Annotated in this window: 16 protein-coding genes and 1 rRNA gene; all 17 read right to left on the bottom strand. The window is 37.9% G+C overall.

Features of this window, described 5'->3' with window-relative positions; translation table 11 throughout:
• Positions 1-85 (bottom strand): 16S ribosomal RNA (locus ACK3CR_RS26565); the annotation flags it as partial.
• Between the two features lie 359 nt (positions 86-444).
• Positions 445-1935: a lysine--tRNA ligase gene (lysS, locus tag ACK3CR_RS26570; RefSeq protein ID WP_488976348.1), complete on the bottom strand. Its 1491-nt coding sequence runs from the start codon at positions 1933-1935 to the stop codon at positions 445-447.
• Positions 1936-2047: 112 nt separating this feature from the next.
• Positions 2048-3046, bottom strand: coding sequence for a tRNA dihydrouridine synthase DusB (gene dusB, locus ACK3CR_RS26575; RefSeq protein WP_268585335.1), 999 nt, complete (start codon positions 3044-3046; stop codon positions 2048-2050).
• A gap of 101 nt (positions 3047-3147) precedes the next feature.
• Positions 3148-3678, bottom strand: a complete 531-nt coding sequence (gene folK / locus ACK3CR_RS26580) for a 2-amino-4-hydroxy-6-hydroxymethyldihydropteridine diphosphokinase (protein ID WP_268585336.1) — start codon at positions 3676-3678, stop codon at positions 3148-3150.
• Entirely contained in the window at positions 3675-4037 is a 363-nt protein-coding gene (folB, locus tag ACK3CR_RS26585) for a dihydroneopterin aldolase (protein ID WP_268585337.1), read from the bottom strand. The genes folK and folB overlap by 4 nt, the downstream gene beginning before the upstream one ends.
• A complete protein-coding gene (gene folP, locus ACK3CR_RS26590; protein ID WP_243515966.1) occupies positions 4030-4890 on the bottom strand; it encodes a dihydropteroate synthase in 861 nt (286 codons plus the stop codon). The genes folB and folP overlap by 8 nt, the downstream gene beginning before the upstream one ends.
• A gap of 6 nt (positions 4891-4896) precedes the next feature.
• Positions 4897-5757, bottom strand: coding sequence for an aminodeoxychorismate lyase (gene pabC, locus ACK3CR_RS26595; RefSeq protein ID WP_243515968.1), 861 nt, complete (start codon positions 5755-5757; stop codon positions 4897-4899).
• 2 nt (positions 5758-5759) lie between these two features.
• Positions 5760-6341, bottom strand: coding sequence for an aminodeoxychorismate/anthranilate synthase component II (gene pabA / locus ACK3CR_RS26600; protein ID WP_243515969.1), 582 nt, complete (start codon positions 6339-6341; stop codon positions 5760-5762).
• Positions 6338-7765 (bottom strand): anthranilate synthase component I, encoded by a 1428-nt coding sequence (trpE, locus tag ACK3CR_RS26605; protein ID WP_488976349.1) that lies wholly within the window; start codon positions 7763-7765, stop codon positions 6338-6340. Before trpE ends, pabA begins: the two co-directional genes overlap by 4 nt.
• 130 nt (positions 7766-7895) lie before the next feature.
• Positions 7896-8840, bottom strand: a complete 945-nt coding sequence (gene cysK, locus ACK3CR_RS26610; protein ID WP_019395100.1) for a cysteine synthase A — start codon at positions 8838-8840, stop codon at positions 7896-7898.
• A 131-nt stretch (positions 8841-8971) separates the two neighbouring features.
• Positions 8972-9853 (bottom strand): Hsp33 family molecular chaperone HslO, encoded by an 882-nt coding sequence (gene hslO, locus ACK3CR_RS26615; RefSeq protein ID WP_488976350.1) that lies wholly within the window; start codon positions 9851-9853, stop codon positions 8972-8974.
• Positions 9854-9876: 23 nt separating this feature from the next.
• A complete protein-coding gene (locus ACK3CR_RS26620) occupies positions 9877-10650 on the bottom strand; it encodes a type III pantothenate kinase (protein ID WP_488976351.1) in 774 nt (257 codons plus the stop codon).
• 142 nt (positions 10651-10792) lie between these two features.
• Positions 10793-12733 carry an ATP-dependent zinc metalloprotease FtsH gene (gene ftsH / locus ACK3CR_RS26625; protein ID WP_243515976.1) on the bottom strand — a complete coding sequence of 647 codons (1941 nt, stop codon included), beginning with the start codon at positions 12731-12733 and terminating at the stop codon, positions 10793-10795.
• A gap of 97 nt (positions 12734-12830) precedes the next feature.
• On the bottom strand, positions 12831-13370 hold the full coding sequence (gene hpt, locus ACK3CR_RS26630; protein WP_040059959.1) for a hypoxanthine phosphoribosyltransferase: 540 nt from the start codon (positions 13368-13370) through the stop codon (positions 12831-12833).
• A 29-nt stretch (positions 13371-13399) separates the two neighbouring features.
• The gene (tilS, locus tag ACK3CR_RS26635) at positions 13400-14788 is read right to left on the bottom strand and encodes a tRNA lysidine(34) synthetase TilS (protein WP_488976352.1); all 1389 of its coding nucleotides are present in this window, start codon (positions 14786-14788) and stop codon (positions 13400-13402) included.
• A gap of 81 nt (positions 14789-14869) precedes the next feature.
• The gene (locus ACK3CR_RS26640) at positions 14870-15850 is read right to left on the bottom strand and encodes a protein kinase domain-containing protein (protein ID WP_488976353.1); all 981 of its coding nucleotides are present in this window, start codon (positions 15848-15850) and stop codon (positions 14870-14872) included.
• A complete protein-coding gene (locus tag ACK3CR_RS26645; protein ID WP_019395107.1) occupies positions 15816-16556 on the bottom strand; it encodes a vWA domain-containing protein in 741 nt (246 codons plus the stop codon). The genes ACK3CR_RS26640 and ACK3CR_RS26645 overlap by 35 nt, the downstream gene beginning before the upstream one ends.
• Between the last annotated feature and the right edge of the window lie 13 nt (positions 16557-16569).

A 16569-nucleotide genomic window follows, 5' to 3' on the forward strand; every position in this document is an offset into this window, starting at 1 on the left:
CAAGCTTTTCAAAACTCCGCTCGACTTGCATGTATTAGGCACGCCGCCAGCGTTCGTCCTGAGCCAGGATCAAACTCTCCATAGAAAGTTTGGTTTCATCTTTCGATGTCCATAGCTTTTTGTTTCTATAAGAAACGTTGTTTTAAAAATAAAATAGAATTAACGTTGACGTATTTTGTTCAGTTTTCAAAGGTCAATCACCATTGCTTATCAACAGCAACTTTTATATCTTATCATGTTAACTTTTCAAAGTCAACATCTTTTTTTAGAAGTTTTGTTAACTTCTTATTTTTTGTGCTGTCTCATTAGCGACAATTAATAATATATCATCAATTAAATAATGCGTCAATAAGTTTTATAATATTTTTTTAAAAAAAGGTATTCAAGCGAAGTTTTATTCCACTTGAATACCTTACTACCCTTCTAAAGTAGTTATAAAACCACTTATTTTTGACGCATTTGAGGGAACAGAAGAACGTCACGAATAGAAGGAGAATTTGTTAAAAGCATAACTAGACGATCGATTCCAATACCAAGTCCTCCAGTTGGAGCCATTCCATACTCTAATGCTTCAATAAAATCGTCATCCATCTCGTGAGCTTCATCATTTCCTTGTTCACGCTCTTTAAGCTGAGCTTCGAAACGTTCACGTTGGTCGATTGGATCATTTAATTCTGTAAAGGCATTTGCATGCTCACGACGTACAATAAATAGCTCAAAACGATCTGTAAAACGTGGGTCTTCGTCATTTTTCTTCGCTAACGGAGAAATCTCAACCGGATGACCGTAGATGAATGTTGGTTGTACAAGTTCATGCTCTACCTTTTGTTCGAAGAATTCATTTAAAACATGACCAAACTGCATATGTTCCGTTACTGCTACACCGTGTTCCTTGGCAAGAGCATGAGCTTCCTCATCAGTCATCTCTTTCCAAAAATCAACACCTGTATATTGCTTAACAGCGTCAGCCATATGAAGTCTTGTCCATTGTGGAGCAAGGTTAATTTCATCTTCTCCATATTGAACAGTTGTTGTACCAAGAACTTCTTGAGCAATATGAGCAATCATGTTCTCAGTTAAGCTCATTACGTCTTTATAATCTGCATATGCTTCGTAAAGCTCTAGCATTGTAAATTCAGGGTTATGACGTGTTGAAACTCCTTCATTACGGAATACACGACCAATTTCATAGACTCTCTCTAATCCACCTACAATTAGACGTTTAAGGTGTAATTCAATGGCAATACGCATATAAAGTTCAATATCAAGAGCATTATGATGAGTCACAAATGGACGAGCAGATGCTCCACCAGCGATAGAGTGCATCATTGGTGTTTCCACTTCTAAGAACCCTTGTCCATCAAGGTAGCGACGCATAGATTGAATAATACGGCTGCGCGTTACAAACGTTTGACGACTTTCTGGATTTGTAATCAAGTCTAGGTAACGTTGACGATAACGTTGCTCAATATCTTTTAATCCATGATATTTATCTGGAAGTGGACGTAATGCTTTTGAAAGAAGTGTGAAAGAAGTAGCTTTAATAGAAAGCTCTCCTACTTTCGTTTTGAACATAACTCCCTCAATTCCGACAATATCCCCAATATCAGCGTTTTTGAAAAGCTCATACTGCTCTTCTCCTACACTATCTTTACGCACGTAGATTTGGATTTGGCCATTCAAATCTTGAACATGAGCAAATCCAGCTTTTCCTTTACCACGCTTTGTCATAATACGCCCAGCAAAACTAATTGAAGTTTCTTCTTCTTTTTCTACTAGTTCTTCTTTTGAAAATTGATCATAAGCTTCTAGAAGTTCATTTGAACTATGTGAACGCTCAAAACGTTTACCAAATGGATCAATTCCTTGCTCTTGAAGTTCTTTCATTTTTTCACGACGCACTATCAGTTGGTCATTTAATTCTTCCTGACTCATTTCATCATCTCCATCTATTTTTTAAATCTTAAACAGAAAAAAGACCAGCAAATCACTGGCAATCAGCGTACATTCTTCTGTTCGTAATTATAGGTGAACACTGTTTTATGTGTCAAATAGCTTGAGAGTCTTTTTGTTTTGCTTCTACTTCTTCTGCAAAAGTATCCACTAGTTTTACAAGACTCTCTCTTGTTTCACATTGATTAATCTCATTTCGCACTCTTGCATTGCCTCGAACACCTTTTAAGTACCAAGCGGCATGTTTACGCATTTCACGCACAGCTACATTTTCGCCTTTTAGGTCGATTAAACGATCAAGGTGGAGCTTACAAATGTCCATTTTCTCTCTTACTGTTGGTTCTGGAGCTAATTCACCTGTTTTTAGGTATTGAACAGTACGATAAATCATCCATGGATCACCAAGAGCAGCACGACCTATCATTACGCCGTCAACCCCTGTTTCATCAAGCATTCTTTTTGCATCTTGCGGTGTTTTTACATCTCCGTTTCCGATAACAGGAATAGAGACTGATTGTTTTACGTCACGAATGATATCCCAATTTGCTGTTCCTTCATACATTTGTACACGAGTACGTCCATGAAGAGCAACAGCTTTTCCGCCTGCACGTTCTACTGCTCTTGCATTTTCAATTGCAAAGATATGGTCTTCATCCCAGCCCATACGCATTTTTACAGTAACAGGTTTATCTACAGCATCTACGACTGCTGAAACCATTTCATAAATTTTATTTGGATCTAGAAGCCATTTTGCCCCTGCATCACATTTAGTGATTTTAGGTACCGGACATCCCATATTAATGTCAATGATGTCTGCTGTTGTATTTTTATCTACAAACTGAGCCGCTTCCACAAGGGTTTCTTTTTTTCCACCAAAGATTTGTAAACTCATTGGCTTTTCACGTGGATCTATATGAAGCATTCCCATTGTCCTAGCATTTTTATAAAGAATGGCCTTATCACTCACCATTTCAGCACAAACTAATCCTGCGCCAAATTCTTTTACTGTAAGGCGAAATGCTGCATTACAAACACCTGCCATTGGTGCTAAAACAACTGGATTATCAAATTTGATATCTCCAATTTGAAGCATGATTGTACCTCCTATTGTATTACATGCATATAGACAAGTAATCTCTTAGAAGATTACTTGTCATCTCAAAAAAATAAAGTATAAGTTCTATTGTAAACACATTAATTTGTTTCTAAAAGAGAAAAGGTATCTTTCTCATCTCTTAGCTTCCATATTTCAATGCCTTGCTCAGCCGAAAGTTTAGAAGAGAGAGAAGATAGAAAATGACTATCTCCTAAAATGCAAGCTGAAGGAGCAATTTCCACGAGGGGAGCAAGCACAAAAGCCCGTTCAAGAATCCGCGGATGGGGAACAGATAAATTCTCCTCTTTTATATCTTCATTATTATAAAGCAAAATGTCAAGGTCTAGCGTTCGTGGCCCCCACCGAATAATCCGCTCTCTATGACAAGCTGCCTCAACTTTTTGCAAACAAGATAACAGTTCTTGAGGATTATACGTTGTTTCAACTTCTACAACCATGTTTAAAAAAGCAGCCTGCTCTGTATACCCAACAGGAGCTGTTTCATAAATCGAAGAAAGGTTTGTTAGTGTAATGTTTTTCTCTTTACACAGCAAGAGAATACCTTGCTTTAAATAATTAAATCTGTCTTCCATATTAGAACCCAATCCAATATATGCTATATTCTTCATGGACGACTCCTTTGAATCTCAACTCCAACTGAGTCATAGTGTCCATTAATTGGTGGGCTTTTCTTATATATTTTAACTGTACATGCCTCAACTGAAGAAAACTTTTCAAAGACTTCAGAGGCAATTGTTTCAGCTACTGTCTCGACAAGCTTAAAAACCCTGTTCTCCATAACGTCTTTGCAAAGATTAAAAAGCTCTGCATAATTGACCGTTGCCTCAAGATCATCACTTTGTCCAGCTTTTCTTAAATCTTGCTCTACTGTTAAGTCCACTTCAAAAGGCTGTCCAAGCTTGTTCTCTTCTGAAAAAACGCCATGGTAACCATAAAATTGCATTTTATTTAAAAAGATCTTATCCACGCGGAATGTCTCCTTTACCAACAAGCACATCCATCATCTTAGAAAAACGTGCAATTTCTAATACATCATGCACACGTACAATATCTGTGCCTTTCGAAATCCCTAGGCCCACTGTTGCAGCAGTACCCTCCATACGATCTGCAGGATTTTCTAGATCGAGTACTTTTCCGATCATTCCTTTGCGAGATGTTCCGAGTAATACAGGATAACCAAGCGATTGGAATTGATCTAAGTTCCTCATAACGATAATATTTTCTTCTAATCCTTTAGCAAATCCGATTCCAGGGTCTAGAATGATTTTCTCATCCTTTACACCTGCTGCCTTTACGATTTTGATACTCTCATAAAGGTCCGCAATAACATCCGCCATCAAGTTTGTATAATTACGATTTTCTCTATTATGCATAATTACAATAGGCACGTTGTATGAAGCTGCAACTTCCGCCATTTTAGGATCTGCTTTTGCTCCCCAAATATCATTAATAATATGGGCCCCAGCTTCTAATGCCTGACGAGCAACTTCTGCCTTGTACGTATCAACTGATATTGGGATTTTCACATTTTTACTAATGGCTTCAACAGCAGGAACTACACGACGAAGCTCTTCTTCTAAGCCCACTGGTTCATAACCTGGTCTTGTGGATTCCCCACCAAGGTCGATAATATCTGCTCCCTGATCTACCATAAGCTGCGCATGTTCAATAGCACGATCAAGGTGATTATACTTTCCACCATCTGAGAAAGAATCAGGCGTTACATTCAAAATTCCCATAATGAGCGTTTTATTATGATAATCTAGTTGAAAAGGGTGTGCATTAATGACGCCTTTTCTCGGTAGCGTATTTACAGTCATTTTCTTTTACTTCCTCCCTATATCCTTATAACTCCAGTTTGTCTGTGTCATCTGCTTATAATGATTCCGAAGAACACTAGCTAACGAACTGTCCCCATAGTGGTATCTTCTATCTCCAATATTAGAAATTGAAAAAATCTCTTGAATGGAATTCGTCATAAAGATTTCATCACTCTCAAGCAATTTCTCTAACGAAAAGAATCCTTCATGAACAGGAATAGATAGCGATGTTAAAAGTGCCATAACAAATTGCCTTGTTACACCACCTAAAATCCCTGTTTTAAGAGATGGTGTATAAACAGCTCCATTTTTCACAAAGAACAGATTAGAAACAATCCCTTCTGCTATGTCTCCGTCTTCTGTTAGAAAAATTCCTTCTTGCTTCACACTGCTAAGCTCTCGTTTAGCAAGTACGTTATTCAAATAATGATGAGACTTCAAACGATAGTTTCCTTCAGGAGTATTACGCCTTGTTTTTAAAATAACCCCCTCTTTTTCAAGAAGAGGATTCTTTGGAAGCTCCTTCATATAGACGATGATTGTTGGTTCCTCATACATGTCTGTTGAAAGACCGAGGTCATCAACTCCTGCTGATATATTCAAACGAATGTAAGCATTCTGTAGATTATTTTTATGTGAGAGATCTTTAAACCAAGAAAGAACATCTTTCTTTGAGTATCTCCATTTTATATTCAGTTCCTTCAAACCATTTTCTAGACGTTCTAAATGATCATCAAGGAGAAAAGGATGTCCATCATAAAGTCGGAGCGTCTCAAACACCCCTAAACCATACAAGAAGCCATGATCATAAGGAGAAATCATAGCTTCTTGTTTCTGAACCAATTTATTATTTAAAAAAATATGCATAATTATTGCACTTCTCTTTGATACGTATTAATAAAGCTTCTTAGCATCTCTTTCCCAAAAGAAGTCATGATGGATTCTGGGTGAAATTGGACACCTTCAATGGGAAGCGACTTATGACGAATAGCCATAATTTCTCCTTTATCAGTTTCTGCCGTTATTTCAAAGCAGTCTGGGAGCGTTTCTCTTTCAACAATTAAAGAATGATAACGTGTCGCTGTAAAAGGATTAGCTAACTCCTTAAAAATGGTTTCTCCATTATGAGAAATCTCTGATGTTTTACCATGCATAAGATATTCAGCACGAATCACCTGCCCACCAAAAGCTTGGGCAATCGATTGGTGACCTAGACAAACTCCAAAAATCGGGATTTCTCCTGCAAATCGAGAAATGGCTTCAAGACTTATTCCAGCTTCATTTGGACTACAAGGACCTGGAGAAATCATCAAAAAGTCAGGACGCATTGCTTCAATTTCATCCAGCGTAATTTCGTCATTACGCTTTACAACTAGTTCTTCACCTAATTCACCTAGATACTGTACTAAATTAAATGTAAATGAATCATAATTATCAATCATTAAAATCATACTCTGCTACCTCCACTCAGCTCATATTCACTCAACTCTTTTGCACGCCATAAGGCTTCTGCTTTCTTTAAAGACTCTTTATACTCATATTGCGGATGTGAATCAATTACAATACCAGCTCCTGCTTGCACATGTGCTTGTCCGTCTTTTACAACCATAGAACGAATAGCAATATTCAACTCGATGTTTTCATCAAAGCCAATCCAACCAATTGAGCCTGTATAAACTCCTCTTCTCACCGGTTCAATTTCTTCAATGATTTCCATCGTACGCACTTTGGGTGCCCCTGTAATTGTGCCTCCCGGAAATGTTGCATCAACAACGTCAGTCCACTCATTCTCTTCTGCAAGCTGTCCTTTCACGTTAGAGACGATATGCATAACATGAGAATATCGCTCAATTGTCATTAATTCATCTACTTCTACAGTACCATATTTACAAACTCTCCCCAAGTCATTTCGCTCTAAATCTACAAGCATGATATGCTCAGCGCGTTCTTTCTCATTTGAGAGTAGTTCTTCTGCAAGCTGCTCATCTTCTTCAGCTGTTCGACCTCTAGAACGAGTGCCTGCAATTGGTCTTGTGCTTACTTCATTTTTACGCTTCTTCACTAAAAGTTCAGGTGAAGCACTCACAATTTGGAAATCTTCAAACTGTAAGTAAGACATATAAGGAGAAGGATTTAATAAACGAAGCTGCTCATACACTTCCATTGGATGCGACTTGAGCTGTCTTGTTTGACGAACTGCAATATTTACCTGAAATACATCACCCGAAGAGATGTATTCATGAATATCGTGAACAGCTTTTGAAAACTTTTCTTCATCCATCGAAAATTCATCTTTTTTCCGTTCTTCCATAAAATAGTTATGCTCATATGAAATGGGTTGAACAGGTGCCTCAAGCCACATATTCATATGATGACTAAGTCGCAATTGAGCTTGGGTTATATTTTCTTCCTCATCTGTTACAATCATCCAAAGCTGTTCTGTTGAATGGTCATAAACAAAGACATCTTGGAAAATGAAGAAATGAAGCTCTGGCAGATTCAAATCATCAGCTGCTAACTCTGGCAGCTTTTCAATATAGCGCACATAATCATAACTAATATACCCAATAGCTCCACCTTGAAAAGGAGGAAGTTCACTATTTGTCTCTATACGATATTGAGCTAACCAGTCCTTCATTGCATGCAGAGGATTTCCTTCTATCACCATCGTCTCCCCATTTTTCTCGACAGTAAGCATATTATTCTTACCTTTTAATGATGCTATTGGATCTAATCCAATCATACTGTAGCGGCCACTGCGTCCGCTCTCTAACACCATATGTTTTTTATGGTTTTTTGCCAGAAACTGAAATTTCTTGAACCAGTGTTCTTTTGGGATGGAAACCGCTTCTCCCCAAGCTTTTCTCTGTTGCACACCTTCACGCTCCTACACCATTTTTGCTATTTTATCTCTTTACTTTTCATTGTACATGATTCTTTATTTTTCTTCACTAGGAGTTTCTACTAATAAAAAACCTCCCTACTAGTAGGGAGGTTTTTAAGCTTTATTTTGTGCTTTGTTCTTCTTCCTCAAATTTATAAAGAGGTGTACTTAAGTAACGCTCACCGTTACTTGGGATAATTGCTAAAACTTTCTTACCTTTACCCAATTCTTTTGCTACTTTTAACGCTGCATAAATAGCTGCTCCAGAAGAAATACCACCTAGGATTCCTTCATTTCTAGCTGCTTTACGCGCATATTCAAATGCCGCTTCATTCTCTACTGGAATAACTCCGTCATACACTTCTGTATCTAACGTATTTGGAACAAATCCAGCTCCAATTCCTTGAATTTTATGAGGACCAGGCTGACCTCCTGATAATACAGGTGAACCTGTTGGCTCAACAGCATAGATTTTCACGTTCTCGTACTTCTCTTTTAATACGCTTCCAGCACCTGATACTGTTCCACCTGTACCAACACCAGCGATAAATGCATCAAGTTGGTCACCCATTTGTTCTACAATTTCTTTTCCTGTTGTTTCACGATGCACTTTTGGGTTTGCTTCATTCTTAAACTGCTGTGGCATAAAGTAACCATGTGCATTAGAAAGCTCCTCTGCTTTCTTAATAGCTCCGTTCATTCCTTCAGCACCAGGAGTAAGAACAAGATCTGCTCCATATGCACGAAGAAGGTTACGACGCTCCATACTCATCGTATCTGGCATTACTAAAATAGCTTTGTAGCCTTTTGCAGCAGCAACCATCGCAAGACCAATTCCCGTGTTTCCACTTGTTGGCTCAATGATTGTGTCCCCAGCTTTTAAAACGCCCTCTTGCTCAGCACTTTCAATCATCGCAAGACCAATACGGTCTTTTACACTACTTCCAGGATTCATAAATTCAAGTTTTAAATACACATCTGCCATATCTTCTTCAACAATGCGATTTAATTTAACAATTGGTGTTTGACCAATTAAGTCTGTAATTGAATTTCCTACACGTGTCATAAGATCACCTCTATAATCCCTAGTATTTTTATTGGTTTTATAGAGAATATATCAATTATTATATGAATTGTCAATCTATTTACCCATTTTTTTAAAGAAAAAGGAAAGCGCATGCTTCCATGCGCTTTCCTTTAGGCTTTCGCTTGAGCTTTCAATTCTTCAAGTTCTTCTTTTGTGAACTGATACTCTTCATTACAGAAATGGCATTGAGCTTCTGCTCCACCATCTTCATCAATCATTGCCTGAAGTTCTTCTACACCTAGGCTAATAAGAGCATTTGAAAGACGCTCTCTTGAACAATGACAAGAAAACTCAACAGGCATTGTTTCCAATACTTCTACATTTTCTTTTCCTAAAAGTTTTTCTAGAATTTCCTCAGGAGACAATCCTTCTTGAATAAGCTTAGAAATTGGCGGCACTTTACTTAGACTTTCTTCAATTGCTGTGATTGTTTCCTCATCAGTACCAGGCATAAGCTGAATAATAAATCCTCCTGCAGCTAAGATGCTGTTATCTGGATTTACAAGCACCCCTAATCCAACAGATGAAGGCACTTGTTCAGATGATGCAAAGTAGTACGTAAAGTCATCTCCAAGTTCTCCAGATGCAAGGGGAACTTGACCTGTAAAATGATCTCTTAACCCCAAGTCTTTTACAACGGTAAGCATTCCTGTTGAGCCAACAGCTCTTGAAACATCTAATTTGCCTGGCGCTTTAGAAGGAAAGTGTGTTTGAGGTTTTGAAACATAACCACGTACATGTCCTTTTGCATCGCTATCAACAATGATTGCGCCAATCGGACCTCCTCCTTCTACCTTTACCGTAATTTTGTGTTCACCTTTTAACATAGCTCCCATCATAACGCTCGCTGTCATTGCACGCCCAAGGGCTGCCGAGGCTGTTGGCCATGAATTATGTCTTCGTTGAGCTTCTCCAACTGTTTCAGTTGTCTGAACTGCATATGCGCGAATTTGGCCATTATAAGCCAACGCTTTTACAAGATAATCTTTCATCCGTTTAAAACACCTTCCTTGGTTTAAATTAGCTCAAAATTACGAGCATATATTAACTGAAGTCCCTTTAACGTTAAGAACGGGTCCACAATATCAATCATATCTGACTCTGTTGCAATTAAATTAGCTAATCCTCCTGTAGCAATTACTTTTGTGTCAGGAGGAGCTTGAGCTTTCATACGGGACACAATTCCTTCTACTTGTCCTACATATCCATATAAGATACCAGATTGCATTGCTGTAACCGTATTTGTACCAATAACACTTTCAGGTTGCACAATCTCAATCCGAGGAAGCTTTGAAGTTCTAGAATAAAGAGCTTCTGTAGAAATATTAATTCCTGGCGCAATTGCGCCTCCTCTATAATGTTTCTTTTCATCAACATAGCAATACGTAGTGGCTGTACCAAAATCAATAATAATTAAAGGAGTTCCATAATGATGAATGGCTCCTACAGCATTAACAATGCGGTCTGCTCCTACTTCTCTTGGGTTGTCATACTTAATGTTTAAGCCTGTCTTCACTCCTGGACCTACTATAACAGGTTTGAGATGAAAATACTTTAGACACATTCTTTCAAGTGAAAACATTATAGGGGGAACAACAGAAGAAATGATAATTCCTTCTATTGAAGCAAACGTTAATCCAACATGATTAAAAAGCTCTTTAATTACCATGCCAAATTCATCTTCTGTTTTATTACGGCCCGTTTCGATACGCCAATGATATTTTAACTCATTTCCTTCATAAACACCTAATACTGTGTTTGTATTTCCCACATCTATAACAAAAATCAACGCCCATCACCACTTTATCTTTATTTCTATCCTCATCTCACTCTATATTACATAAAAAAATCGGGCGTTTCTATTCTTTCATAATTTACCCGTTCATCACCTATGTTAATAATAAAAAGGCGCTCAGTTGAGCGCCTTTTTTTTATTCGTTCTTATCTTCTTGATCTTCATCTTCTTTTTTCGGTTGGATGTTTACTTTCACATCTTCCCCATTTTCCTCAGGCTGAGGTTTTTTAAGAGATAAATTACGGTCTCCTTCTGGAAGCTTACCATCTTCGAAAAGACTACGGATTTGCTTCGCTTCTAATGTTTCAACCTCAAGAAGTGTGTTTGCAATCAAGTCAAATTGTTCACGATGATTAACAATGATCTCTTTTGCACGTGCATAACATTCTTTAATGATACGCTGAACTTCTAAGTCAATTTCATGAGCAATTGCATCACTGTAGTTTTGTTCGCTATTGATATCGCGTCCTAGGAACACTTGACCACCTTGTGATTGACCAAACTGCATTGGCCCAAGCTTATCACTCATTCCGTATTCAGTAACCATTTTACGAGCAATACTTGTTGCACGTTGGAAGTCATTGTGAGCTCCTGTGCTTACTTCGCCAAATGTTACTTCCTCAGCTACACGTCCACCAAGTAGACCTGTAATCTTATCAAGAAGCTCTGGCTTCGTCATGAAGTAACGATCTTCTTTTGGAAGCATTACAGCATAACCACCAGCTTGGCCACGAGGCACGATTGTTACTTTATGAACCATATCAGCTTCATCAAGAACAAGTCCAATGATTGTATGACCTGATTCATGGAAGGCAACAATATTACGCTCTTTCTTCGAAATAACGCGGCTCTTCTTCGCAGGACCTGCGATAACACGATCTGTCGCTTCATCGATATCAGTCATATCAATTTTCTTCTTATCAAGGCGGGCAGCTACTAGAGCAGCTTCGTTTAATAAGTTTTCAAGATCGGCACCAGAGAATCCTGGTGTACGAAGAGCAATCGTACGTAAATCAACAGACTCATCAAGCGGCTTGTTGCGAGCATGTACACGAAGTACTGCTTCACGGCCATTTACATCTGGACGATCTACCGTAATTTGACGGTCAAAGCGTCCTGGACGTAGTAATGCAGGGTCTAGAATATCAGGGCGGTTTGTTGCAGCAATAATGATAATTCCTTCATTCGCTCCGAAACCATCCATTTCAACAAGCAATTGGTTTAGCGTTTGTTCACGCTCGTCATGGCCGCCGCCTAATCCAGCGCCACGTTGACGACCTACTGCATCAATCTCATCTATAAAGATAATACACGGTGCATTTTTCTTCGCATTTTCAAACAAGTCACGAACACGAGAAGCTCCGACACCGACAAACATTTCAACGAAATCAGAACCACTGATGGAGAAGAATGGTGTTCCTGCTTCACCAGCTACAGCACGAGCAAGTAATGTTTTACCTGTCCCTGGAGGTCCAACAAGAAGAACCCCTTTTGGAATACGTGCCCCTACTTCTGAGAATTTGCGAGGATCCTTCAAGAAATCAACAACTTCAACAAGTTCTTGCTTCTCTTCGTCAGCACCCGCTACGTCTTTAAACTTAACTTTTTTCTTCTCTTCGCTATAAAGTTTAGCTTTACTTTTACCAAAGTTCATTACACGACTGCCGCCGCCTTGAGCTTGGTTAAGTAAGAAGAAGAAGAGAATAAAGATAATAATAAACGGAATGATGGAAGTAAAGAAAGTCACCCATCCGCTTGTTTCCTCAGCTGGTTTATAATCAACATCTGCTGATTGAAGTTTATTATCTAGTTTTTCAACAATTTGACCTGTATCTGGTACAAACGTAACAAATTCTTGGTCTTTGCTATATGAATCTAATTGACCTCGAACTTCCAGCACACCTCGCTCAGGTTTTAAAGTAACGTGGTCTACTTCACCTTTATCAAGATGTTCGATAAATTTATTGTAATTAAGCTGTGTTGTTTGGTTATTTGAACCACTAAAAATGCTAACAACACCAATAATTACCAAAAATATCAGTAAATAAAATATGGTATTACGGAAGATCCGATTCATTACTTACCTCCTCCCACAGTAAACAAATCATACTCAATAGTATCATAGAAAATTCAACCTATACAACAAATACACCCTGCCATAGACCCTTATGTTCTTATGATGAATATACTTCTGGTTTTAAGACGCCAATGTAAGGCAGGTTGCGGTATTTCTCTTGATAATCAAGACCATAACCAACAACAAATGCGTTTGGCACTTCAAATCCAATATAGTCTGCTTCAATATCAGATTTACGTCCTGATGGCTTATCAAGAAGTGTTACAATTTTGATTGATTTAGCTTTGCGGTAACGGAAAAGCTCGACTAAGTAACTTAGTGTTAATCCACTATCAATAATATCTTCGATAATTAGGATGTCGCGTCCTTCAACAGATGTGTCTAAATCTTTAATAATCTTGACTTCGCCTGAAGAAACGGTAGAATTCCCATAGCTTGACACATCCATAAAGTCCATTTCTAAGTATGTATCTACTCGTTTGAGTAAATCACCCATAAATGGCATAGCACCTTTTAAGACGCCAATAGCGAGTGGGAAACGATCTTTGTACTCTTCTGATAATACTTTCCCTAATTCTTTTACTTTTTCTTGCAACTGTTCTTCACTAATTAATACTTCTTTAATGTCTTCCTTCATGTACCTGCTTGCCTCCTAGAAGTTGTTTGCTACTTATAGTATAAGGTAACATACTTTTGTTCCTGTATGTTGTCTACCTCATAATGGGATTTTTTCAATCCTGGTATCCAAAGGATTTCCTCGTTATCCAACACAATAATTGGCCAAGCTTCACGTTCAGATTTCGGAATTTTGTTATCAATGAAGATATCCTTTACTTTTTTCCTCCCATTCATACCTTTTAAACGTATTTTATCACCTGTTTTTCGACTTCTTACAATCAAATTTGGTAATTTTGCTTTTTCGTTTAAAGGTAAATGAAAAAAGTCGTGGCCTTTCTTAAGCTTTCCTGTTTCAGTTTTATGTATTTCACAAACAATTTCGCGACCTGTTGGTAACGTAACTCTTCCAGGTATGTGCAAGGAAAAACAGTACGGCTCGACTCTTGGCTTTTCAAAAGTAAATAAACATGTTTCATAAGAGCGAATAACATATAAGCCTTTAGGGAAATGAAGCATCCCAGAAGGTTGCTCCTCTTTGAAAAAAGCGAAAAGCTGATCGATATGCGCCGAGGATAAAGCTAGAGGAATCTCTTTATAGAGATAGTTTAATATTAGTTGAATCCCCCTCCTTTGTAAAGGTTTCCGCATTCTTAAAAAGTCCTGCCGTAAAAGCTTTACATATTCAGGCGTTTTATCAACTATTACTGTATTCATCATATCATAAGTTAATTCCTCTAAATAGCTTTGATCTTCTAATAAATTTTCACTAAATTGCTGAAAATGTGTATGAACATGCTCATTTTCTTTTTTAAAGAATGGAAGAAGCTTTCGAAAGCGATTTCTTGTGTATTTATCATCACTATTCGATGGATCTATGCGTGGGTGCAATTCATAGTGTTGACAATATACTTCAATCTCATCCTTTTTCAGAGTTAAAAAAGGGCGAATGAGAGATCCACCGGCAAAAGAGCGTGAAGGAGCCATTCCTGCCGCCCCTTTCATTGTCGTTCCTCTTGTCAACCTCATTAAAATTGTTTCAACTTGATCATCTCCATGATGAGCAAGAGCCAATTTTGTCCCTTTGTGCTTTTTCATTACATCTTCATAAAACTGATAACGACATTCTCTCGCTGCAATTTGAGAACTCAAATGGTATTTTTTCTTATATGCTTCTACATCTATACTTATAGCTTCACATGGGATATCATACTTAAAGCAAAAATTTTTCACATATAGAAGATCCTCTCTAGATTGTTCTCCTCGGAACATATGGTCAAGGTGAGCTGCTACCACTTCGATATTCCACTCTTTTTTTAGGCTCCAAAGCAAGTGTAAAAGAGCTAGAGAATCAGGTCCTCCCGAAACTCCTACAATAACATTATCATTTTCTTTCAGTAAACAATGTTTTCTTATAAACTTTTCAACTTTTGTCTTCATCTTTGTCATCCTTATACTTTGTGTCTCTCTCTAGAGTAAATGATGAGGAAGTATGAATAAAGAATTTTGTTCAAATAATAACTACCAAACTTGTATAAAAAAATAAACAAAATAAGCAATAGCTACAGATATAAGAAGAAAGAACGTTTCAGCTGTTCGTTTCTTTTTACGCTTGATGCGCCTTCTACGCCCTGTCGTTGCATAAGTAGTGTTGTTTGCAGAGGATGAAGATTGAGGTTCTTTATCTCCTCCTTTAACAACGTTTAAAATATCATTTTTCATGTGACTTGCTGCACTATATTCCCCTTTTAAGGCTTTCATAAGCGGCTTTTTATATGGACGAAGAATCTTTTTTTCATCAATACACCTTTCAAGCTGCTTTAATGGCTGCTCTTGCTTTGAGAACTGCTTTGGATAAGCTCCATTAATAAAAATCATAGCAACAGCAAATAAATCGTAAGGTCCATCTGCTTTCCTTGATCCTAATCCCCAATATCCACGATCAAAGAATTCGGTAAACTCTTTAATAGCTCTACCATGCTGTGTCGTTCCTCCAACATCTAACAAGCGAAGTCTAAATGGATTTGTGGTTACAATTAAATTGTCGGGCTTTAGATCTCCGAATGTCCAACCTGCTTGATGTAAACCTTCCAAGTCTCCGAGAAGCTGAAGAACAAGAACGCTTAACCATTCCTCCCCTTTGCGAGAAATAAAGGGAAGAAAACCTTCTCCTTTTAAATATTCCATTACATAAAAAGAAAGCATCACCGTTCCTTGTTTTACCGCCCAGTCATCTACATCTAACAAAGAAGGTCCAAGGACTTTGCCATGGACCTTACTTAGCTGTTTTAGCACATTTACCTCTGCTGTTACAGACATATTTGCAAAGCTAATTTTTAAAGCTACCTGTTCGTCCTTCTCATTTTGAGCAAGATACACAACTCCTGTTGCACCTTCTCCTAATTTACGTACAATGTAGTATTTATGAGAATGCCATTTTCCTAAAATAGCTGTCCCTGATTTTATATTACAAACCTGATTCCTCAATTGATCTCTCATCATATTCTTCAAGCCGCCCTCTCGTTGAGCGTTTTTTCTTAAAATGTTTTACTGCTTCTTCAAGTGCTGGACCTGTTGGGGTAATGCCTCCAGCTGTGAGCTTTGGAAAAATTGCTGAAACTTTATTAAGATTAGGGGTCCAGTCCAGAAGCTTCTCTACATCTTTCTTTTTCCCAGGAAATAAAAAGATAGAGTAATTGTTATATCCAATTCGTGCATTTAAACTTAGCGATAAATCAAGCAGCGCCTCTTTAACCGTTGGTAGTTTACTTTTCATACTTGCACTCATATCTACCAGAATGAGAATATCTAAATTGGATGTTTCACCTAAATCATCTACAACTTCCATCACTTCCCCACGCTTCTCTGGAGGAAGGTCTTCCAAATTCGTTTCAGATCCTAAAATTTGTTGAAGTTCTTTGTTTACAACCCCATGAATAGTTTGAGTCATCGCTTGGCGTGTAACCATCTGGACTGTTTGAGATAAATTTTGTGCATAGACAACTTGACTAACGCCTCCACCAGACATTGCGATGTTCTCAATCTCATTTGTACTCTGTTCATCAATCAAATCCTTTTCCATAACTCCAATGACATTTACAGTAATGCCTTGTTCTTTTGCAAGAGCAGCCATTGCAACTGGATCTTCCCCAGTGTTTGAATAACCATCTGTAATTAATAGAATTTGTTTAATTGTCCCGTTTCGCACAAGATCTCCTCCT

The sequence above is a fragment of the Priestia sp. TRM10 genome (genome assembly GCF_057808375.1).